Source organism: Bradyrhizobium pachyrhizi, assembly GCF_001189245.1.
Lineage (GTDB): Bacteria > Pseudomonadota > Alphaproteobacteria > Rhizobiales > Xanthobacteraceae > Bradyrhizobium > Bradyrhizobium pachyrhizi.
Genome location: NZ_LFIQ01000124.1, coordinates 133,762 through 155,361 on the forward strand (window position 1 = coordinate 133,762; position 21,600 = coordinate 155,361).

Below are 21,600 nucleotides of genomic sequence, written 5' to 3' on the forward strand. Positions count from 1 at the left end.
TCTGCCCTATTCGGCCGCCTGCGCCAGCGGCTGGCTGATCGCGCGCTCCAGCCGCGCGCATTCGGTGCGATAGCGGGCGACGTTGCCCTCCTTGATGTGGCCATAACCACGCACGAGGTCCGCAGCCTTCGCCAGCGCCACGAGGCGCGGCAAGTCGAGCGGCTTCCTGCCGTCGAGGTGACGCAGGATCATCGCCGAATACTCGACCGGCAATGCGCGCTCCATCTTGCGCTCGGCGGTATAGCCGAAGATGTCGAAGGCGGTGCCGCGCAGGCCCTTCAGCTTCGCGAGCATGCCGAACGCGGTGAAAATCCACGGACCGAATTCGCGCTTCTGCAGCCGCCCGGTGACGGGATCGCGCTGGGCCAGCAGCGGCGGCGCCAGCAGGACCTTCAGACCGGAATTGCCTTGGAATTGCTCCCTCAAGGCCTTGCTGAACTCGCCGTCGGAATAGAGCCGCGCGACCTCGTATTCGTCCTTGTAGGCCATCAGCTTGAACAGGCCCTTTACGAAGGCCTCGGTCAGGTCCTGCGAGCCCGGCGCGGCCGCCGCCTCGGCGGTGCGGACGCGCGCGACATCGTCGAGATAACGCTTGGCGTAGGCCGCATCCTGATAGTCGGTGAGGAATTTGGCGCGGAACGCGATCGCCTCATCGAGCGTCTTCTTGGCCGGCGCGGCGCCGGCGCTCTTGAAGCGCGCGGCGCTGACCACGCGTTGCAGATCATGTGCGGCGAGCCGGCCCCATGAGAAAGCAGTCTTGTTCATCTCGATGGCGGCGCCGTTGAGCTCGATCGCCTTCAGGATCGCTTCCAGCGACAGCGGGATCGCGCCGCGCTGAAACGCGAAGCCGAGCATGAAGGCGTTGGTGGCGATGCTGTCGCCCATCAGCGCCGTGGCAAGCCCGGTGGCGTCGAGGATGTCGAGATCGCCTGGCGTCACCGCGCCGTTCAGCGCATCGCGCATCGAGCTGGCTTCGAAGTCGATATCGGGATCGATCACGAAGCTCGCGGTCGGCAAGAGATCGGCGTTGACCACGGCGCGGGTAACGCCGCGCTCGGCGCGGCTCAGGGCCGGCACGCTGGTGGCGACGACTAGGTCGCAGCCGAGGATCAGGTTGGCATTGCCCGGCGCGATGCGAACCGTGGTCAGCATGTCGGAGGCGGGCGCGAGCCGGACATGGCTCATGACCGCGCCGTTCTTCTGCGACAGGCCGGTGAAGTCGAGCGTCGAGCAGGCGAGCCCCTCGATATGCGCAGCCATACCGAGCAGCGCGCCGATGGTAATGACGCCGGTGCCGCCGATGCCGGTGATCAGGATGTTGTAGGGATTGCTCAACGCGGCCGCAGGCGGCGTCGGCAAATCGGCGAACAACGCCTTGGGATCGGCCGCGGTGCGGTCGGCCTTGCGCAGCTTGGGATCCTGCACCATCACGAAGCTCGGGCAAAAACCCTCGATGCAGGAGAAATCCTTGTTGCAGTTCGACTGATCGATGCGGCGCTTGCGGCCGAGCTCGGTCTCCAGCGGCTGCACCGAGACGCAGTTCGACGCCACCGAGCAGTCGCCGCAACCCTCGCAGACGCGCTCGTTGATGAAGACGCGCTTGGCGGGATCGGGGAACAGCCCGCGCTTGCGGCGGCGGCGCTTCTCGGCGGCGCAGGTCTGGTCGTAGATCAGGACGGTGAGGCCCTCGACCTCGCGCAGGGTGCGCTGCACGGCATCGAGCTCGCGGCGATGGTGGATGGTGGCGCCGGACGGGAAATAATTGGCGGGATATTTGTCCGGATCGTCGGAGACGATCGCAAGCTTCCTGGTGCCTTCAGCCGCGACCTGATGCGCGATCTGCGACACCGTGAAGCCGCCTTCGGCCGGCTGCCCGCCGGTCATCGCCACCGCATCGTTGTAGAGGATCTTGTAGGTGATGTTGACGCCGGCCGCGGCCGCAGCGCGCAGCGCCAACAAGCCGGAATGGGTGTAGGTGCCGTCGCCGAGATTCTGGAACACATGCTGTTCGCTGGTGAACGGCGCCTGCCCGATCCAGCTCACGCCCTCCGCGCCCATATGCGAGATGGTCTGGGTGTTGCGGTTCGGCACCGACAGCGCCATGCCGTGGCAGCCGATCCCTGCCATGGCGCGGCTGCCCTCGGGAATCTTGGTCGACGAGTTGTGCGGGCAGCCCGAGCAGAAATACGGCGTACGCTGCAGCTTCGCGGTGCCCGTGCCCTCGGCCGGGCGATCGAACGCCTCGAGTTTTGCCAAACGCTGCTCCAGCAGCGGGCTGCGGTGACCAAGCTTGCGCAGCCGCGCCACCACGGCTGCTGCCACCATGGTCGGCGTCAGCTCGCCCTCGCTCGGCAGCAGAGGCGCGCCGCTCTCGTCGCGCTTGCCGACCACCGAGGGACGCTTGGAGGCGTCCATGTTGTAGAGGATGCGGACCAGCTGGTCCTCGATGAAGCCGCGCTTCTCCTCGACGACCAGCACATCCTGCAGGCCCTCGGCGAAGGCGCGCGCGCCGCGCGCTTCGAGCGGCCAGGTCAGCGCCACCTTGTAGATGCGCAGCCCGAGCGCCTGCGCATCGGCATCGGTGATGCCGAGATCGGCGAGCGCCTGGCGCAGATCGAGATAGGCCTTGCCGGTCGCCATGATGCCGAGCCGCGCCGGCTTCGAATCCAGCACGATGCGATCGAAGCGGTTGACGCGGGCGAAGGCCGCGACGGCCTCCATCTTGGGCCCGTGCAGCCTGCGCTCGGCTTCGAGCGGCGGATCCGGCCAGCGGATCGAGAGCCCGTCCGGCGGCATCTCGAAATCGTCGGGGATGATGATCTTGATGCGATCGGGATCGCTGACGATCGAGGCCGAGCTTTCCACTGTCTCCGAGATCGCCTTGAAGCCGACCCAGCAGCCGGAATAGCGCGACAGCGCGAAGCCGAGGATGCCGAGGTCGAGATAATCCTGCAGCGTCGCCGGATTGACCACCGGCATCAGCGCCGAGGCGAACACCTGCTCGCTCTGATGCGCCAGGGTGGAGGACTGGCAGCCATGGTCGTCGCCGGCCAGCGCGATCACGCCGCCGTTCGGCGAGGTGCCGGCGGAATTGGCGTGCTTGAGCGCGTCGAGCGAACGATCGACGCCGGGGCCCTTGCCGTACCAGATGCCGAACACGCCATCGACCCTGGCGCCGGGGAACATGCCGACCTGCTGGCTGCCCCACACCGCGGTCGCCGCCAGATCCTCGTTGAGGCCGGGGACGAAGGCGATGTCATGTTCCCTGAGGAAAGATTTCGCCCGCCACAGTGCGTGGTCGTACATGCCGAGCGGCGAGCCGCGGTAACCGGAGATGAAACCGGCAGTGTTCAGCCCGTGCGCGCGGTCGCGTTCGCGCTGCAACATGGGCAATCGGACCAGCGCCTGGGTACCGGAGAGGAAGATTCGTTTCGTATCCAACCGGTACTTGTCGTCCAGTCCAACTTCCATCAACGCCATCAGTTTCCCCGTCAGTCAGCCACGCCGGTCCGAACCGGTCTGATTATCTTCCGAAATGATCATGCATCAGCATGCACTGATTTTGTTATGCATGAACAGCTCCGTTCCATGGCCGCAGCACATATCTCATGTTGCGCATGCGAGGCCTTGTCGCTCTGCGAGGCCTTGTTGCTCTGCGAGGCCTTGCCGAACCCCGGCATCTTTGAAACGGTGGCGCGCAAAGGGAGACCAAGGATGATTACAGTCGAATCCGCGTTCACGACGGAAATCGTGGAGAACGGTGATCTGCTGGTGGGTCCCTGGCGCAGCCCGAAGCAGATGCTGCAGGCCCAGACCTACGATTCCCACGCCTCGATTCACGACGATGCAACCGCGCAGAAGCTCGGCTTCCGCGGCGGCACGATCGAGGGGCCGACCCATTTCAGCCAGTTCGCGCCGCTGTGCGAGCGGATCTGGGGCCGCGCCTGGTTCATGACCGGATGCCTCTCGGCGCATTACCGCAACCCGGTGTTCGAAGGCGAAGAGGTGCAGGCCCAGATCGAGAAGCCGAAGCCGGGCCAGACCGTTTGCACGATCGCGATGGTCAAGCGCGACGGCACCGAGATCCTGCGCGGCACCGCCTCGATCGACGGCGACGGCAGCGAGACGGCGCTCAGTCACCGGCTCGGCGAATTGAAGCCACTGACCGATCCCGTGATCCTCGCCGACATCAAGGTCGGCATGAAGACGCCGCGGCAGGCGATCAAGATGGATTTCGACCAGAACATGGGCGATCTCTATCCGTTTTCGCTGGCCGACAAGCTCAGGGTGATCACCGAGCCTTCGGACTATTATTCGCTGGAGCACAATCCCTGGGGCCGCGCCATCATCCCGATGGAGATGCTAAGCGTGCTGTTCCAGTACCGCGCGCGCGAGGACCGGCTGCCGGTCCGCGGCCCCGCGGTCGGGCTGTTCGCCGACCAGGAGATCCGTGTTTTGCGCGGGCCGCTCTTTCCCGGCGAGACCTATTGGGTCGAGCGCGAGGTCGCGGCGCTCTCCGGCAGCAAGCGCACCGAGAGCATGTGGGTGCGCTCGACCGTGTTCGATGCCGACAACGCGGTGGTCGCAACGATGCTGCTCAACGGCGCCAGCATGAAGGATTCCTACGCCAACTACGAAAGCGAGCACAAAGCCCTCTACGGCTGAAACAACAGCCGTCTCTCCCGCAAGCCGCCGAAAAAGGACAACAATAATGGCCCGCCTGCCCTATCTCGAAGCCGATCAGGTCGCCCCCGAATATCGCGACATGCTCAAGCGCAATACCAATCTGCACAAGCTGCTGGTGAACTCGCCGGACATGGCGCGCGCCTTCAACGGCGTCGGCGGCTATATCCGCTTCAAGAGCAAGCTCGATCCCAGGCTGCGCGAACTCGCGATCCTGCAGGTCGGCTGGCTCGAGCAGTCGGAATACGAATTCACCCACCATGTGAAGATCGGCAAGGAGTTCGGCGTCACCGACGAGGATATCCAGGGCCTGATCGCGGAGACCAAAGGCCAGCCGTCGAAGCTCGAGCCGCTGGCGAAAGCCATCCTGAAGGGCGCCCGCGAGATGGTGCGCGAGCTCGCGATGTCGGAGGCGACCTTCGCCGAGATCAAGCGCGAGCTGTCCGACGAGCACATGACCGACCTCGTGCTGACGATCGCATTCTACTGCGCCGTGGTGCGGGTGCTCGCCACCATGCAGATCGACAACGAGCCTTACTACAAGGAGGTACTGCAGCAGTACCCGCTACAGGGAGTGAAGTGACATGCGCCTGCAAGATCGCGTCGCTATCGTCGTGGGTGCCGGCCAAAGCCCCGGCGAGGGGATCGGTAACGGCCGCGCCACCGCGCTGACCTTCGCGCGCGAAGGCGCCAGGGTGCTGTGCGTCGATCACAATCTGGCATCGGCGCAGGAGACCGTCGACCTGATCGCGGCCAAGGGCGGCACTTCAGTCGCCTTCAAGGCCGACGTCACCAAGAACGCCGACATCAAGGCGATGGTGGCTGATGCACATGGCCGCTGGGGCAGCGTCGACATCCTGCACAACAATGTCGGCGTCAGCCTCTCCGGCGGCGATGCCGAACTGCTCGACATATCAGAAGAGGCGTTCGACCGCTGCGTGGCGATCAATCTGAAGAGCTGCATCCTCGCCGCCAAGCATGTGATTCCGATCATGCGCACGCAGCAGCGTGGCTCGATCATCAACATCTCGTCGATGGCCGCGATCACGACCTATCCCTACGTCGCCTACAAGGCGACCAAGTCGGCGATGATCGCCTTCACCGAACAGCTCGCCTACCAGAATGCGCAATATGGCATTCGCGCAAACGTGATCCTGCCGGGATTGATGAACACGCCGATGGCGGTCGACACGCGCGCCCGCGAATTCAAGAAGAGCCGCGCCGAAGTCGAGGCCGAACGCGACAGCAAGGTGCCGCTGCGTCACAAGATGGGCACCGGCTGGGACGTTGCCAATGCCGCGCTGTTTCTCGCGTCCGATGAAGCGGATTTCGTGACCGGCGTCACGTTGCCGGTCGATGGGGGCGCAAGTGTGCGGCGCGGTTAATCGAGACGATTAACCTGTGTGACAATTTGGGATTAATCACTGTGACGAAATCACGCGTTATTGCGCCGCAACGATTCGAAAAAATTGAAGTATTCCAATGACACGGCGATGTGACGACGCGTCCACATAAATCGAAATCCTGACTCGTTGTGGTCGCACGAAATTCATCTGCGCTCTGTATCTCGCTCGCCAAGAACTTCTGGAGTGCCTGGACCGATGAGCGAAGAATTCGAACTCAGACCCGATCAGTGGGATGCGCTGAAAGCGTTGCGGGCTCCCGCAGCAAACCCTTCACGGCTGAACCGCTTTGCCGTCGAGAGCCTGATCACGCTCGGCTATGTCGCCGTGCGCGGCGATTCGTTTGAACTGACGCCCGCGGGCCGCAAGGTGCTGGTCCGCGGTTCATCGCTTCTGCTGCTCGATATCGCAGCCTGACCTCTTCAAAATAACACGAAGGTTACACACGCGGCATCATGCCGCGTGTGCTTTTCCAGGGATAGTCGTCTCGCCGTGCTGCGTCAGCGGCTTCATCCCGGTGAGGCTGCGCAGCAGCACGTAGAACACCGGCGTCAGGAACAGGCCGAACACGGTGACGCCGATCATGCCGGAGAACACCGCGACGCCCATCGCGCGCCGCATCTCCGAGCCCGCGCCGGTCGACAGCACCAGCGGCAGCACGCCCATGATGAACGCCATCGAGGTCATCAGGATCGGCCGCAACCGCAGCCGGCTCGCCTCGATCGCGGCACGGATCGGTGACCGCCCGGCGAATTCGAGCTCGCGCGCGAATTCGACGATCAGGATGGCGTTCTTGGCTGACAATCCGACCAGCACGATCAGGCCGATCTGGGTGAAGACATTGTTGTCGCCCTTCGACAGCCAGACGCCGAACATCGCCGCCAACAGCCCCATCGGCACGATCATGATGATCGAGAGCGGCAGCGCCAGGCTCTCATAGAGCGCGGCCAGCACCAGGAACACCAAGAGGATCGCCAGCGGAAACACCCAGATTCCGGAATTGCCGGCGATGAACTCCTGATAGGTCAGATCGGTCCATTCGAAGGCGAATCCGGGCGGCAGCGTTTCGGCGGCGATCCGCGTCGCCGCCTCCTGCGCCTGGCCGGAGGAATAGCCGGGTGCAGCAGCGGCATTGATGTCGGACGACAGGAAGCCGTTGTAGCGGATCGCACGTTCCGGCCCAGCGCTCTGGCGGACCTTCAACAGCGCCGACAGCGGCACCATGTCGCCCGACGACGAGCGCACCTTCAGCTGCCTGATGTCGTCGGCACGCGCGCGAAACGGCGCGTCCGCCTGCACATAGACCGAATAGGTGCGGCCGAATTTGTTGAAGTCGTTGACGTAGTAGGAGCCGAGATAGATTTGCAGCGTATTGAAGACTTCCGTGACCGGCACGCCGAGCTGCAACGCCTTGGTACGGTCGATATCGGCGAACAGCTGCGGCACGTTGACCTGGAAGCTCGAGAACACGCCGGCGATCTCCGGCGCCTTCTGCATCGCCGCCATGAACGCCTTGGTCGCGTCGTTCAGCGCCTCATAGCCGAGGCCGGCGCGGTCCTCGATCTGCAGCTTGAAGCCGCCGATGGTACCGAGGCCGTTGACCGGCGGCGGCGGGAACATGGCGATGAAGGCATCCTGGATGCCGGCATATTTCTTGTTCAGCGCCATCGCGATCGCCGGACCGCTGAGCGACGGATCCTTGCGCTCGTCGAACGGCTTCAGGGTCGAGAACACGATGCCGGCATTGGAGGAGTTGGTGAAGCCGGAGATCGACAGGCCGGGGAACGCCACCGAGCTCTCGACACCCGGCTGGGTCAGCGCGATGTCGCTCATCTTGCGGATCACTTCCTCGGTGCGATCGAGCGTCGCGCCGTCGGGCAGCCGGGCAAAGCCGACCAGATACTGCTTGTCCTGGCCCGGTACGAAACCGCTCGGTACTTGCTTGAACAGCACGCCCGTCAAGCCGATCAGCAGCACATAGAGGCCGATCACCACGGCCTTGCCATAGATCACCTTGGTGACGGTGCGGCCGTAGTTCTCGGAGGACTTCGTAAAGACCTTGTTGAAGCCGCGGAAGAACCAGCCGAGCGACCTTTCCATGATCCGGGTCAGCCAGTCCTTCGGCTCGTGATGTCCCTTTAGCAGCAACGCCGACAGCGCTGGCGACAGCGTCAGCGAGTTGATCGCCGATATCACGGTCGAGATCGCGATCGTCAGCGCGAACTGCTTGTAGAACTGTCCGGTGAGGCCGGAGATGAAGGCGAGCGGCACGAACACCGCGATCAGGACCAGCGCGATCGCGATGATAGGGCCCGACACTTCGCGCATCGCCTGGTTGGTGGCATCGCGCGGCGACAGGCCGGACTCGATGTTGCGCTCGACATTCTCGACCACGACGATGGCGTCATCGACCACGATGCCGATCGCGAGCACCAGGCCGAACAGGCTGAGCGCGTTGATCGAGAAGCCGAACACATGCATCACCGCGAAGGTGCCGACGATCGACACCGGAACCGCGATCAAGGGAATGATCGAGGCGCGCCAGGTCTGCAGGAACAGGATCACGACCAGCACAACGAGCGCGATCGCCTCGAGCAGCGTGTGGATCACGGCCTCGATCGAGGAACGCACGAACTGCGTCGGATCGTAGACGATCTGGTACGACACGCCTTCCGGCATGTTCTTCTTGATCTCGGCCATCGTGGCGCGGACATGGTCGGAGATCTCCAGCGCGTTCGATCCCGGCGCCTGGAAGATCGGGATCGCGACCGCCTGCTTGTTGTCGAGCAGCGAGCGCAGGCCGTATTCGGAGGCGCCGAGCTCGATCCGGGCGACGTCACGCAGCCGCACCACCTCGCCGGCCGCCCCGGTCTTGACCACGATGTCGCCGAACTGCTCCTCGGTCGATAGCCGTCCCTCGGCGTTGACGGAGAGCTGCAGGTCGAGGCCCTTGACGCTGGGCGAGGAGCCGACCACGCCGGCGGCGGCCTCGACGTTCTGCGCCTGGATCGCGCGCACCACGTCGCTTGCGGTCAGCGCATGCTCGGCGGCCTTCTGCGGGTCGACCCAGACCCGCATCGAATAGTCGCCGGCGCCATAGAGCTGGACGTCGCCGACGCCGTCGATCCGCGCCAGCCGGTCCTTGACGTTGAGCACCGCGTAGTTGCGCAGATACGTCATATCGTAGCGGTTGTTCGGCGACAGCAGATGCACGACCATGGTGAGGTCGGGCGAGCTCTTCTTGGTAATGATGCCGAGCTGGCGGACCACGGCCGGCAGGCGCGGCTCGGCCTGCTGCACGCGGTTCTGCACCAGTTGCGTCGCCTTGTCGGGGTCGGTGCCGAGCCGGAACGTCACCGTCAGCGTCATCGCGCCGTCGGTGGTGGCCTGGCTCGACATATAGAGCATGCCCTCGACGCCGTTGATCTGCTCCTCGATCGGCGTTGCCACCGTCTCGGCGATCACCTTCGGATTGGCGCCGGGATAGGTCGCGCGCACCACGACCGACGGCGGCACCACGTCGGGATATTCCGAGATCGGCATCGCCAGCAGCGAAATCAGGCCGGCCAGGAAGATCAGGATCGATAACACGCCGGCGAAGATCGGCCGGTCGATAAAGAATTTTGAGAGATTCATGGCTCCGCCCCCGCGCGCAGCGCCTAGCGCTGCACGACGTGCTGGTTGGTTTCAGTGGATGCCTGCTGCATGCTGCGCGCGCCCATTTCGGCGACTTCCATCTTCAGAAGCGCACCCGGACGCACGCGCTGCAGGCCGTTGACGACGATGCGGTCGCCGGATTTCAGGCCGGCGGTGACGATCCGCAGGCCATCGACCGAGCCACCGAGCGTGACGGAGCGATAGACGGCGCGGCTGTCGTCGCCGACCAACATGACGAACTTCTTGTCCTGGTCGGTGCCGACGGCGCGCTCGTCGATCAGCACCAGCGTCTGCTGCTTGGGCTGGCCCATGCGCACGCGGGCGAATTGCCCCGGGATCAGCCGGCCGTCATCGTTCTTGAACACGGCGCGGACGCGGATGGTGCCGCTCTGCCCGTTGACCTGGTTGTCGATCAGCTGGATGTGCCCCTTGGCGCTGAGGCCGCCCGAGGTCACCATGTCGACCGGTATCTGGTCGAGATTGCCGCGCTTGCCGGAGGCGTCCGCGATCGAGTTCAGCGCGCGCAGCACGACTTCCTCGTCGGCATCGAAGCTCGCATAGATCGGATTGACCGAGACCAGCGAGGTCAGGACTGGCGAGGAGGTGCCGGCGGCGACGAGATTGCCGACGGTGACCTCGATCCTGCCGACCCGACCGTCGACCGGCGCACGGACCTCGGTGTAGTCGAGATTGAGTTTGGCCGTCTGCAGCGCGGCCTCGGCGGCCTTGACATTGGCGATTGCCTCGCGATTGGCGTTGTCGCGCTGGTCGAAATCGCGCTTGGTCACGATGTTGTTGCCGACCAGCTGCGCGCCGCGCTCGACTTCGCTGGTCGTGAACACGACGCGGGCCTTGGCGGCCTCGAGCTGAGCCTGGGCGCGATCGACCTCGGCCGCGTACGGCGCGGGGTCGATCTTGAACAGGATGTCGCCGGACTTCACCAGCGCGCCCTCGGTGAAGTTGGTCGAAAGGATCGCACCGGCCACCCGCGGCCGGAGCTGGACACGCTCGACGGCTTCGAGCCGGCCCGAGAAGTCATCGAACAGCGTGGTCGACCGCGGCTGGATCACGGCGACGGTGACCGGGACCGCCGGCTCGGGAGCTGCGGCAGTCGCGGTCGCCTGTGCGGCATGAAAATAGTGGCCGGTCGCGATCGAACCGGCCACCGCGAGGCCGCCAAGGATCACGATACCGCCGACGACACGTCGGAAGCGGCCGGAACGGGGATTTTGGATTGACGAGGGCATTCACGCGCTCCAGATATCTGTAGTGTTCGCTACAGATGTGGAGCTGGACGCCGGTTCGCAAGATACTTATGTATCGAGCACTATGAATTTCTTATCTCATTCATGGGGAAATGGGAAGTCGCGGAAAAACATCACGTGCAACAAGAGGATAAGCCAGGGACAATCCGTCATAGAAACGGCACCCGGCTTACGGAGCAACGAAAAATGGGAATGGGACGCCCCCGCGCTTTCGACGCGGACGCCGCTTTGGACCAGGCCATGGATGTGTTCTGGCGCCATGGTTACGAGGGCGCGACGATCGCGCAGCTCACCGAGGCGATGAATATCAATCCGCCCAGCCTCTATGCCGCCTTCGGCAGCAAGGAGGGTCTGCTGAAGGCCGCGCTCGACCGCTACACCGAGAAGCGCGACGCCTGGATGGAAAAGGTTTTGGGCGCCTCCACCGCCCGAGAGGTGGCCGAACGATTTCTGATGGAGCACGCGGACGCCCAGACCGATCCCGCCAACCCGCCCGGCTGCCTGCTGGTCCAGGGCGGCCTTGCCTGCGGCACCGGCTCGGAGAATGTTCCATTTGAACTGGCGGCGCGCCGCACCCGAACCGAGGACCAGTTGCACGAGCGTTTTGTCCGCGCGAAGGCCGAACGCGACCTGGGCGAAAGCGCCGATCCGGCCACCCTTGCCCGCTATCTCTCCGCGGTGACATCAGGCATGTGCGTGATGGCTTCCTCGGGTGCCGACCGCAACGCGCTGCGCGAGATTGCAGCGGTGTCGCTGAAGGCGTTTGATGAGCAGGCGAAGGGGTAGAGCGGTTGAAGGGGTAGAGCGGTTCACGTCAAGCGCCTGCGGCCCCAACGACGTTGGGAGTGACCGGCGATGAAGCATTGGACCGGCTGGCTGCCAGGTCTCACCACGCTGCGTCGATATCAAGCGGCGTGGCTTCCACACGACATCGTCGCCGGGCTTGTGCTCGCGACCATGCTGGTCCCGGTCGGCATCGCCTATGCGGAAGCGTCCGGCCTGCCCGGCATCTACGGGCTCTATGCGACGATCATCCCGCTGCTGGTCTACGCGCTGTTCGGGCCGAGCCGCATCCTTGTCCTTGGGCCGGACTCGGCGCTTGCGGCCATCATCCTCGGCGTCGTCGTTCCGCTGTCTGGCGGCGATCCGATGCGTGCGGCAACCCTGGCCGCCATGATGGCGGTCGTCTCTGGGACGATATGCATCGTCGCGGGCATCGCGCGGCTGGGATTCCTGACCGAGCTTCTCTCCAAGCCGATCCGCTACGGCTACATGAACGGAATAGCCCTGACCGTGCTGATCAGCCAGCTGCCAAAGCTGTTCGGCTTTTCCATTGAAGGCGATGGACCTCTGCGCAGTCTCTGGGCGGTCGTCGGAGCAATCGTCGACGGAAAGACGAATTGGGCGACCCTCGGGATCGGCCTTGCGACGCTGGCGGTGATCCTGCTGCTCGCCCGGAACAAGCGGTTGCCCGGCATTCTGATTGCCGTCGTCGCGGCGACGGTCGTCACCGGGGTTTTCGATCTCGGGGCCCGCTTCGGCGTGACCGTCCTGGGTTCGCTTCCCCAGGGCTTGCCGGGATTCGCCATTCCCAGGATCGGCTATGGCGACGTCGTGCAGGTGCTGATCGGCGGCAGCGCCGTCGCGCTGGTGTCGTTCGCCGATACCAGCGTGCTGTCGCGCGCCTATGCGGGACGATTGGGCGATCGCGTTGATCCCAATCAGGAGATGGTGGGACTCGGCGCGGCGAATCTGGCGGCCGGCTTCTTTCAGGGTTTTCCGATCAGCAGCAGCGGATCGCGCACGCCCGTTGCGGAAGCTGCCGGAGCGCGCACGCAATTGACCAGCGTCATCGGCGCGCTGGCCATCGCCTTCCTGCTGCTGATAGCGCCGAATTTGCTGCAGCACTTGCCCAACGCAGCATTGGCCGCCGTCGTCATCGCTGCTGCGCTCGGCCTGTTTGAGATCAGCGACCTCAGGCGAATCTACCGCATTCAGCAGTGGGAGTTCTGGCTATCGATGGTCTGCTTCGTCGGCGTAGCCGTGCTCGGCGTGATTCCGGGAATAGGCCTCGCCATCGTGCTCGCGATCGTCGAATTCCTGTGGGACGGCTGGCGGCCGCATTCCGCCGTGCTGGGCCGCGCCTCCGGCGTGAAGGGCTATCACGACATCACGCGATACCCGGATGCGCGCCAGGTCCCCGGTCTGGTGCTGTTCCGATGGGATGCGCCGCTGTTCTTTGCCAATGCCGAGTTCTTCAAGGAACGCGCGCTGGATGCGGTGGCAAAATCCCCGACGGCGGTGCGCTGGCTGGTGGTCACGGCCGAGCCGGTCACCAGCGTGGACGTGACCGCCGGCGACATTCTCGCCGAGCTCGACGAGGCATTGCACGCACAGAAGATCGAGCTGTGCTTTGCCGAGCTCAAGGACCCGTCAAGGACAAGCTGAAGAAATTCGGCCTGCTGGCGCAGCTTGGCGAGAACAACTTCTTCCCGACCATCGGCGTTGCCGTTGCGCGCTACCTCGAGATCAATGCTGACGTGACCTGGGAGGATTGGGAAGACCGGACTGAAGCCTAAAGCGCGATGGGTTCAATCGTCAGCGCGCTATAGCACTTTTGTTTGAGCATGATCTTTCGGAAAGCCGCTTCGCACTTTTCCGGATCATGCTTCCCAGCCATCCGGGCGCGTCACCACATCGTCTGCCGCGCGCGCTCCGGCCATTCCCGATCGTATTTTTCGCCGCCGACCGTGTGCTCGCTCATCTCGGCGAGAATCTGGCCCGGCGTCGGCAAGACCTTCGGATCGACCCGCTTGTCCGGATTCCAGAGATCGGAGCGCACGATCGCGCGCGCACACTGGAAATAGATCTCCTCCACATGCATCACGATCACCGTGCGCGGTGCCTTGCCTTCCATCGTGAAGGAGGCGAGCAGCTCCGGCTCGGCCGTGACATAGGCGCGGCCGTTGACGCGCAGCGTGCTGCCCGAGCCGGGAATCAGGAACAGCAAGCCAACGCGGGGATCGCGAACGATGTTGCGCAGCGAATCACAGCGATTGTTGCCGCGGCGATCCGGCATCATCAGCGTCTTCGCATCATGGATGCGCACGAAGCCCGGCAGATCGCCGCGCGGCGAGCAATCGAGCCCTTCGGGGCCTGCGGTGGCAAGCGACACGAACGGCGACTTCTCGATGAGCACACGATAGAGCGGCGTCACGTGGTCGGCGACCTTCACGGTCGACGCGTCATTCGGGAAGCCGTAGATCGCCTCGAGCTGCTCGACCGTTTCGATCACCGACATTCGTGCTCTTCTCCCTTTGCTGCCTTTCGACGCATTTTCTTGACGCGAACCGGTATCCATTTCGCTCGAAAACGCTCTAGTCGTCCCAGCGTTCGCCCTTGATGATGCGGACAAGCTGTCGCGCATGATAGTCGGCGGTGCCGGAATTGACGATGGTGAAATCGGGCGTCGACGTGCTCTCGTCGACGGTGCGGGCCAGCCGCTGCTCGAGAAGGCCGTCGCTGCTGCGCGCCCGCATTGCGAGCCGCGCGGCCAGCACATCCGGCGGCGCCGTGACCAGCACCACGACAGCATTGGCATAGTTGCGGCGCGCCGCGGCGATCACGGTGCGCGAGACGTTCGCGATCACGGTGCGTCCGGCGCCTAAATCGTCGTTGATCGACCGCGACAGCGCGTAGCGATGGCCGTGCGCTTCCCAGTGCATGGCGTAGTCGCCGGCGGCTACCGCGCGCTGGAAGCTTTCCGCGCTGACCTCCTCATTGTCCTCCGACGCCGAGGCCTGGCGGGTGATCAGCCGACGGGGAAACACGACATCGCGATCATCGCCACAGGCCGCCTTGGCGAACCCCAGCAGCGTATCCTTGCCGGCACCGCTCGGGCCGACCACCAGGATCAGCCGGCCGGGACCGATTCCGGCGCGCCGATCGGCGACGACGGACGCATCGGTCATGCGACCCTCCCCCCTTCGCGCCAGACGCTGCGCACGACGGGCAGATCGCGCGCGACGTGCACGCGGATCAGGTCGGCGCGGCGGCCGAGCGCGATCTCGCCGCGGTCGTTGAGCCCGACCGCTTCGGCCGGCGTCTTGGTCACGGTGCGCACGGCCGAAGCGAGATCGATCGCCGGCACGTGCTGCGGCAATTGCAGCGCCGCCATCAAAAGGCTGGACGGGATGTAGTCTGACGACAGGATATCGAGCATGCCCTCATTGGCGAGATCGACGGCTGCGATATTGCCGGAGTGCGAGCCGCCGCGCACCACGTTCGGCGCGCCCATCAGGATGTCGATGCCGGCGGCGTGCAAGCCCCGCGCGGCTTCCATCGTGGTCGGGAACTCCGCCACCGCGACCTTGTCGTTGACGGCGTCGACCACGTTCTCGTCGGTGGTGTCGTCATGGCTCGCCAGCGGGATCCGGTATTCATGCGCCAGCGCGACGATCGCGCGGGTGTTCGCCACCGCATATTCCTTCTGATAGGCGAAGCGCCGCGCGAACAGCACGTCGAGCTGGGCGTCGGTCATGCCGCCGCCCTTGCCGCGATAGTAGTCGCGCAGCTTGACCTCGTCGCGGAACTGGCGCTGACCCGGCGTGTGGTCCATCAGCGACATCAGCCGCACATCCGGCCGGTCGATCAGTTCCTTGGCCTCGGCGACCACGTCCGGCATCGGGACCTCGCAGCGCAGATGCAGGAAGTGATCGGCGCGCAGCAGATTCTCCTCGCGCGCCGCCGCGATCGCCGCCGCCAGCACGCCGGCGCGCCCGTCGACATCCTCGGCGCCGTCCTCGCGCCAGACCCGCAGCGAATCCAGCACCGTGGTGATGCCTGAGGTCGCGAGCTGACCGTCATAGGAGATCACGGCCGCGACCGGATTCCAGAACACTTTCGGCCGCGGCACATAGTGCATCTCGAGATGGTCGGTGTGCAGCTCGATCAGCCCGGGCATCAGGAGGTCGCCGCCGGCATCCTCGACGGCCTCGGGTGCCCTGCCCTCGCCGAACTCGGCGATCCTGCCATCAGCGATCGCGACCCAGCCCTGCTCGATCACGCGATCGGCGAGGACCAGCCGGGCGTTGCCGATGATGGTGTCTTGCTTGGCGGTCATTTCAAACGGTCCTTCAGGCAGCAGCCGCGAACGAGGTCACGTCGACGATACGGTCGGCGATCAAATGACGGATTTCGTCGTCATGGACAATCGCGACCATCGCGACGCCCTTGGTCTTCTTCTCCGCGATCAGCTCGACCACCACGGCGCGATTGGCCGCATCGAGCGAAGCAGTCGGCTCGTCCAGCAGCAGGATCGGCAGGTCCGAGATGAAGCCGCGTGCAATGTTGACGCGCTGCTGCTCGCCGCCGGAGAAGGTCGAGGGCGGCAAGGTCCACAGCCGCTCCGGAATGTTGAGCCGGCGCAGCAGCTGGCCGGCGCGCGCGCGGGCCTCCTCGCGCGCCACGCCGTTGACGATCAAGGGCTCGGCGACGACGTCGATCGTCGCCACCCGCGGCACGGCGCGCAGGAACTGGCTGACATAGCCGATGGTCGAGCGGCGGATGCTCAGCACCTGGCGCGGCTCGGCGGTGGCAAGGTCGACAACCTTGCCATGGTGGCGGATGCCGATCCGGCCGCTGTCGCAACGATAGTTGCCGAAGATCATCTTCAGGATCGAAGATTTGCCGGCGCCCGACGGGCCCGACAGCACCACGCACTCGCCCGGATCGGCGCGGAACGAGACGCCGCGCACCACGGGCAGCTCGACGCCGCCCTGCAGATGCATGGTGAAGGTCTTCTCGGCGTCGGCAAGTTCGATCATCGCGGTCATTGGCACGCTCATGGCGGAAGAATCGAGGAAACGAGCAGCTGGGTGTAGGGCTCGCGCGGATCGTCGAGCACCTGGTCGGTGAGGCCGGTCTCGATGACGCGGCCGCCCTTCATCACCATCACGCGATGCGAGAGCAAGCGCGCCACCGCCAGATCGTGGGTCACGACGATCGCGGCGAGCCCGAGCTCGCTGACGAGGTTGCGCATCAGGTCGAGCAAGCGCGCCTGCACCGAGACGTCGAGGCCGCCGGTCGGCTCGTCCATGAACACCAGCCGCGGCTCGGTGACGAGGTTGCGGGCGATCTGCAGCCGCTGCCGCATGCCACCGGAATAGGTCTTCGGCGCGTCGTCGATGCGGCCGGTATCGATCTCGACCCGCTCCAGCCAGGTCGACGCGGTGTCACGGATGCGGCCGTAATGATTCCAGCCGACCGCCATCAGCCTCTCGCCGACATTGGCGCCGGCCGAGACGCCCATGCGCAGCCCCTGCGCCGGGTCCTGGTGCACAAAGCCCCAGTCGGTGCGAAACAGGAAGCGCCGCTCGGCCTCGCCGAGTTCAGCGAGATTGCGCAGCACGCCGTCGCGCATCCGGTAGGACACCTGCCCCGCACTCGGCGCGAGCTGCGCCGAGAGCAGCTGCAGCAGCGTCGACTTGCCCGAGCCGGACTCGCCGACGATCGCCAGCACCTCGCCGGGATAGAGCGCGAACGAGACGTCGCGGCAGGCCGCCAGCCGGCCGTAATTCTTGGCAAGCCCCTCGGCCAGCAGCAGCGGCTCGTCGTTCTCGAGGCTCGAGAGCTCAGACATGCGCCTTCTCCTTGTGCGGCGCTGCGCTCTCGGTGCCGTGATGGCCGGCGGCCTGGCGCTGCTCGCAAAAGTCCGTGTCGGAGCAGACGAACATCCGCCCGCCCTTGTCGTCGGTGACGATCTCGTCGAGATAGGAATTGTCGGCGCCACACAGCGCGCAGGGCGCGTTGAAGCGGTAGCGCGTGAACGGGTGATCCTCGAAATCCAGCGACACCACGGTGGTGTAGGGCGGGATCGCGTAGATGCGCTTCTCGCGGCCGGCGCCGAACAGCTGCAGCGCCGCGCAATTGTCCATCTTCGGATTGTCGAATTTCGGCGTCGGCGACGGGTCCATCACGTAGCGCGCGTTCACCTTCACCGGATAGGCGTAGGCGGTGGCGATATGGCCGAAGCGCGCGATGTCCTCGTAGAGCTTGACGTGCATCAGCCCGTATTCGGCGAGCGCGTGCATGCGCCGCGTCTCGGTCTCGCGCGGCTCGAGGAAGCGCAGCGGCTCGGGGATCGGCACCTGATAGACCAGCACCTGCCCGGCATGCAGCGACGCCTCGGGAATGCGATGCCGGGTCTGGATCACGGTCGCGTCCGTGGTCGAGGTCGTGGTCGCGACACCAGCGGTCTTGCCGAAGAACTTGCGGATCGAGATCGCGTTGGTGGTATCGTCCGAGCCTTGGTCGATCACCTTCAGCACGTCGTCGGGACCGAGGATCGCGGCGGTCACCTGCACGCCGCCGGTGCCCCAGCCATAGGGCATCGGCATCTCGCGGCTCGCGAACGGCACCTGATAGCCGGGGATCGCGATCGCCTTGAGGATCGCGCGGCGGATCATCCGCTTGGTCTGCTCGTCGAGATAGGCGAAATTGTACGTCGGCGCATTCATTCCGCGGCCTCCTGCATTTCCACGGCCTCGTTGGCTTCCGCGAACTCCTGCCGCAGCTTGCGCAACAGGCCGAGCTCGGACTGGAAGTCGACGTAGTGCGGCAGCTTGAGGTGCTCGACGAAGCCGGTCGACTGGACATTGTCGGAGTGCGACATCACGAACTCCTCGTCCTGCGCCGGCGCCGCCGCCTCCTCGCCGAGCTCGCGCGCGCGCAGCGCGCGATCGACCAGCGCCATCGACATGGTCTTGCGTTCGCTCTGGCCGAAGGCGAGGCCATAGCCGCGGGTAAAGCACGGCGCCTCGGTCGTCGAGCCCTTGAACTGGTTGACCATCTGGCACTCGGTCAACTCGATCGAGCCGAGCGGCACGGCAAAGCCCGCGTCCTCGGCGAAGAACTCGACCTCGACCTCGCCGAAGCGGATCTCGCCGGCGAACGGGTGATTGCGGCCATAGCCGCGCTGCGTCGAGTAGCCGAGCGCGAGCAGGAAGCCCTCATCGCCGCGCGCCAGATTCTGCAGCCGCAAATCGCGGTCGGCCGGAAAGCTCAGCGGCTCGCGCGTGAGGTCGCCGACCGGCGTGTTGCTATCTGCCTGCGGTGAGGATTCGATCAGGCCATCGCGGCCGAGAATGTCGGTGACCCGCGGCGTGGCGGCCTGCGAGGCGTCCGCGGTTGCCGGCTGCTCCGGCACAAAGCCTTCCGCGAGCTGCGGATCGAGCAGGCGATGGGTGTAGTCGAAGGTCGGGCCCAGGATCTGGCCGCCCGGAACGTCCTTGAAGGTCGAGGAGATCCGCCGCCGCACCTGCATCTCGCCGGTGTTGACCGGCTCGGTGGCGCCGAAGCGCGGCAGCGTGGCGCGGAAGGCACGGACCAGGAAGATCGCCTCGATCATGTCGCCGCGCGCCTGCTTGATCGCGAGCGCCGCGAGCTCGCGGTCGTAGAGCGAACCTTCGGTCATCACGCGGTCGACACCAAGCGCGAGCTGCTCGGAGATCTGTGCCAGCGTCACCTCGGGCACGTCGCGGTCGCCGCGCCGCTCATGCGCGAGCAGACGATGGGCGTTCTCGATGGCGCGCTCGCCTCCCTTGACGGCTACATACATCGCTTACACTCCGCTTGCGATCAGCCGCGTGGTGCGCGGGATCGCCACAATGGCATCGTCATGGACCAGCACGACATCGATGCCGCGCGGGAACAGGGCTTCGTTGATCACAAGCCGCTGGAACAGGTCGCGCGGCTTGAGCATCGCCTGCAGCACGGCGCTGCCGTCGATGCCGGGTCCTTTCAGCTCGAAGGCCGGCCCCTGCGATAGGCTGTCGACCTGCAGGATCAGCGTGGTCGAGCGGTCAGGATACTCGCTGCTGCCGAACGCAAAGCAATCGAGCGCCGGCAGGCTCGCGGCATCGCCGATCAAAGCGAAGCTCGCGATCGAGGAATCGGAGACCACCGGCGCGCTGGCGTGAAACTTCAGCCAGCGGGCGACGTCCGGCGTCGCCGACATCGCGGCGTCGAGCCAGATCGGCGTGTCGTGATCGAACAGCGTCAGCGCGATCGCGGCCGAGCCACGCATCATGCCGGCTGGTGTTCCCACGCTCGCGGCGACGCGCTGCACGCTGCCCGGGCGCGCCATCGCATCCATCACGGAACGGAAAGTCGACTGCGCCGACAGCACCTTGTCGGCAAAGCCCGCGGGCATTTCGGCAATCGTCGTCATTGCATCATCCCTCACCGCGCACCATCGTGTAGAAATCGACCCGCGTCGCCGCGGTTTCCGCTGCCTTGCGGCCGCGTTCGGCGTTCATGGCGACGCGCAGCGGCGCGATCACCTTGGCCTCCACCTCGCCGGACAACTCCGCCGACTGCACCATGGCGTCGCACAGCGCGATCATCTGCGCCTTCCGCGCGTCGCGGCCAAGCGTGTAGCCGAAGCCGACCTCGCCGGTCGCAAGCCGCACCGCCGCGCGCGACACCGTCGCCTCGCCGAGATTGAACGGCGCACCGTCGCCGCCGATCCGCCCGCGCAGCATCACAAGGCCGTTTTCCGGCTCGCGCAGGTTCTCATGCGCGGGCACCGCGATCGCTGCCAGCCTGCCGGCGATGTCCGCAGCGGCGGCGTGCGCCAGCACCGTCATCGCGGCCTTGCGCTGGAGCTGTTTGCTGTTTGGTCCGGTCGAACTCATGGGCAAACCTTTGGGCAACTTTGCTTGCATCAAGTTGTCTATGATACTAGACAACTTGATAGCGGAGCGCCATGACTGTTTCGTGACAAACCAAAGATTTCTGGTATCACCGCGCCATGAGCATGCAGGAAAGTTCCGGCGTTGCCTTGTGGCGGCAGGTCGCCGACGGCATCGAGCGCGGCATCGCTGACGGCCGCTTTGCCGCCGGCGAAAAGCTGCCCGGCGAGATGGAGATCGCCGAGACGTACCGGGTCAACCGGCACACCGTGCGGCGGGCGCTCGCCGCATTGGCCGAGCGCGGCCTGGTGCGCGCGGAACGCGGCAGCGGCACCTATGTCGAAGCCCAGCGCCTCGCCTATCCCTTGCGCTCACGCACGCGGTTTTCCGAGATTGTCGGCGCCGGCGGCCACGAGCCGCGCGGCCAGTTGATCGATGCGAGCAGCGACACCGCCAATCGCGAGATCGCGCGCGAGCTGGGGCTGAAGATCGGTGCGCCGCTGATCCGGATCGAAGCGGTGCGGCTCGCCGACCGAACGCCGATCTGTGTTTCCACCACCTGGCTGTCGGCCGAGCGGTTTCCCGATGCCGGCAGCGTATTCGCCAACGTCCGCTCGATGACGAAGCTGCTCGGCCATTACGGCGTCAAGGACTACCACCGCGCCTCGACCCGGATCACCGCGGCGATCGTCGATGCGACCGACGCCGCGCGGCTCGACCTGCCGCTGGGACGGCCGGTGCTGGTGGTCGACGCAACCGACGTCGACATGCTGGACCAGCCGCTGGTGACCAAGCGCTCGCGCTTCGCCGCCGAGCGCGTGGAGTTTCTGGTCGAGAATGGTTGACGACTGAGCACTTCTCCCTCGCCCCGCTCTGGCGGGGAGAGCGTGGGGGTGAGGG

Annotated in this window: 18 protein-coding genes and 1 pseudogene; 7 read left to right on the forward strand and 12 right to left on the reverse strand. The window is 65.4% G+C overall.

The window, feature by feature from the left end:
• Positions 1–6: 6 nt before the first annotated feature.
• Positions 7–3,480, reverse strand: a complete 3,474-nt coding sequence (locus AKL29_RS39105; RefSeq protein WP_050387847.1) for an indolepyruvate ferredoxin oxidoreductase family protein — start codon at positions 3,478–3,480, stop codon at positions 7–9.
• Positions 3,481–3,714: 234 nt separating this feature from the next.
• On the opposite strand from AKL29_RS39105, the gene AKL29_RS39110 reads away from it, so the two are divergent.
• The 4 genes from AKL29_RS39110 to AKL29_RS39125 all read left to right on the forward strand — a co-directional run bounded on the left by AKL29_RS39110 (position 3,715) and on the right by AKL29_RS39125 (position 6,503).
• Positions 3,715–4,665 (forward strand): hotdog family protein, encoded by a 951-nt coding sequence (locus AKL29_RS39110; RefSeq protein WP_050387848.1) that lies wholly within the window; start codon positions 3,715–3,717, stop codon positions 4,663–4,665.
• Positions 4,666–4,711: 46 nt separating this feature from the next.
• Entirely contained in the window at positions 4,712–5,266 is a 555-nt protein-coding gene (locus AKL29_RS39115; protein ID WP_050387849.1) for a carboxymuconolactone decarboxylase family protein, read from the forward strand.
• A 1-nt stretch (position 5,267) separates the two neighbouring features.
• Entirely contained in the window at positions 5,268–6,068 is an 801-nt protein-coding gene (locus AKL29_RS39120; protein ID WP_028334527.1) for an SDR family NAD(P)-dependent oxidoreductase, read from the forward strand.
• A gap of 216 nt (positions 6,069–6,284) precedes the next feature.
• On the forward strand, positions 6,285–6,503 hold the full coding sequence (locus AKL29_RS39125) for a hypothetical protein (protein ID WP_028334528.1): 219 nt from the start codon (positions 6,285–6,287) through the stop codon (positions 6,501–6,503).
• A 36-nt stretch (positions 6,504–6,539) separates the two neighbouring features.
• On the opposite strand, the gene AKL29_RS39130 is transcribed toward AKL29_RS39125, so the two are convergent.
• Positions 6,540–9,722 (reverse strand): efflux RND transporter permease subunit, encoded by a 3,183-nt coding sequence (locus AKL29_RS39130; protein ID WP_050387850.1) that lies wholly within the window; start codon positions 9,720–9,722, stop codon positions 6,540–6,542.
• A 23-nt stretch (positions 9,723–9,745) separates the two neighbouring features.
• Positions 9,746–10,990, reverse strand: a complete 1,245-nt coding sequence (locus AKL29_RS39135) for an efflux RND transporter periplasmic adaptor subunit (RefSeq protein WP_050387851.1) — start codon at positions 10,988–10,990, stop codon at positions 9,746–9,748.
• A 204-nt stretch (positions 10,991–11,194) separates the two neighbouring features.
• Between AKL29_RS39135 and AKL29_RS39140 the strand changes: the two genes are divergently transcribed.
• Together AKL29_RS39140 and AKL29_RS39145 are read left to right on the forward strand one after the other, a co-directional pair.
• Positions 11,195–11,794 carry a TetR/AcrR family transcriptional regulator gene (locus tag AKL29_RS39140; RefSeq protein WP_050387852.1) on the forward strand — a complete coding sequence of 200 codons (600 nt, stop codon included), beginning with the start codon at positions 11,195–11,197 and terminating at the stop codon, positions 11,792–11,794.
• 69 nt (positions 11,795–11,863) lie between these two features.
• Positions 11,864–13,587 (forward strand): annotated as a pseudogene (locus AKL29_RS39145) (SulP family inorganic anion transporter).
• Positions 13,588–13,697: 110 nt separating this feature from the next.
• Here AKL29_RS39145 and AKL29_RS39150 read toward each other — a convergent pair.
• The 9 genes from AKL29_RS39150 to phnG form a co-directional block, all read right to left on the reverse strand.
• Complete coding sequence (locus AKL29_RS39150) at positions 13,698–14,309, reverse strand: pyridoxamine 5'-phosphate oxidase family protein (RefSeq protein WP_050387853.1); 612 nt, start codon at positions 14,307–14,309, stop codon at positions 13,698–13,700.
• Positions 14,310–14,385: 76 nt separating this feature from the next.
• Positions 14,386–14,979: a phosphonate metabolism protein/1,5-bisphosphokinase (PRPP-forming) PhnN gene (phnN, locus tag AKL29_RS39155; RefSeq protein ID WP_050387854.1), complete on the reverse strand. Its 594-nt coding sequence runs from the start codon at positions 14,977–14,979 to the stop codon at positions 14,386–14,388.
• On the reverse strand, positions 14,976–16,130 hold the full coding sequence (locus AKL29_RS39160; RefSeq protein ID WP_050387855.1) for an alpha-D-ribose 1-methylphosphonate 5-triphosphate diphosphatase: 1,155 nt from the start codon (positions 16,128–16,130) through the stop codon (positions 14,976–14,978). Before AKL29_RS39160 ends, phnN begins: the two co-directional genes overlap by 4 nt.
• A 13-nt stretch (positions 16,131–16,143) precedes the next feature.
• Positions 16,144–16,842: a phosphonate C-P lyase system protein PhnL gene (phnL, locus tag AKL29_RS39165; RefSeq protein WP_050387856.1), complete on the reverse strand. Its 699-nt coding sequence runs from the start codon at positions 16,840–16,842 to the stop codon at positions 16,144–16,146.
• Positions 16,843–16,850: 8 nt separating this feature from the next.
• Positions 16,851–17,648, reverse strand: coding sequence for a phosphonate C-P lyase system protein PhnK (gene phnK, locus AKL29_RS39170; protein WP_050387857.1), 798 nt, complete (start codon positions 17,646–17,648; stop codon positions 16,851–16,853).
• Positions 17,641–18,525 (reverse strand): alpha-D-ribose 1-methylphosphonate 5-phosphate C-P-lyase PhnJ, encoded by an 885-nt coding sequence (locus tag AKL29_RS39175; RefSeq protein ID WP_016846424.1) that lies wholly within the window; start codon positions 18,523–18,525, stop codon positions 17,641–17,643. The genes phnK and AKL29_RS39175 overlap by 8 nt, the downstream gene beginning before the upstream one ends.
• The gene (locus tag AKL29_RS39180; RefSeq protein ID WP_050387858.1) at positions 18,522–19,625 is read right to left on the reverse strand and encodes a carbon-phosphorus lyase complex subunit; all 1,104 of its coding nucleotides are present in this window, start codon (positions 19,623–19,625) and stop codon (positions 18,522–18,524) included. Before AKL29_RS39180 ends, AKL29_RS39175 begins: the two co-directional genes overlap by 4 nt.
• A gap of 3 nt (positions 19,626–19,628) precedes the next feature.
• Positions 19,629–20,237 (reverse strand): phosphonate C-P lyase system protein PhnH, encoded by a 609-nt coding sequence (gene phnH, locus AKL29_RS39185; protein WP_050387859.1) that lies wholly within the window; start codon positions 20,235–20,237, stop codon positions 19,629–19,631.
• Between the two features lie 4 nt (positions 20,238–20,241).
• Positions 20,242–20,703 carry a phosphonate C-P lyase system protein PhnG gene (phnG, locus tag AKL29_RS39190; protein WP_050387860.1) on the reverse strand — a complete coding sequence of 154 codons (462 nt, stop codon included), beginning with the start codon at positions 20,701–20,703 and terminating at the stop codon, positions 20,242–20,244.
• A gap of 116 nt (positions 20,704–20,819) precedes the next feature.
• Between phnG and phnF the strand changes: the two genes are divergently transcribed.
• Positions 20,820–21,545 carry a phosphonate metabolism transcriptional regulator PhnF gene (gene phnF, locus AKL29_RS39195; protein WP_028334541.1) on the forward strand — a complete coding sequence of 242 codons (726 nt, stop codon included), beginning with the start codon at positions 20,820–20,822 and terminating at the stop codon, positions 21,543–21,545.
• Positions 21,546–21,600: the final 55 nt, after the last annotated feature.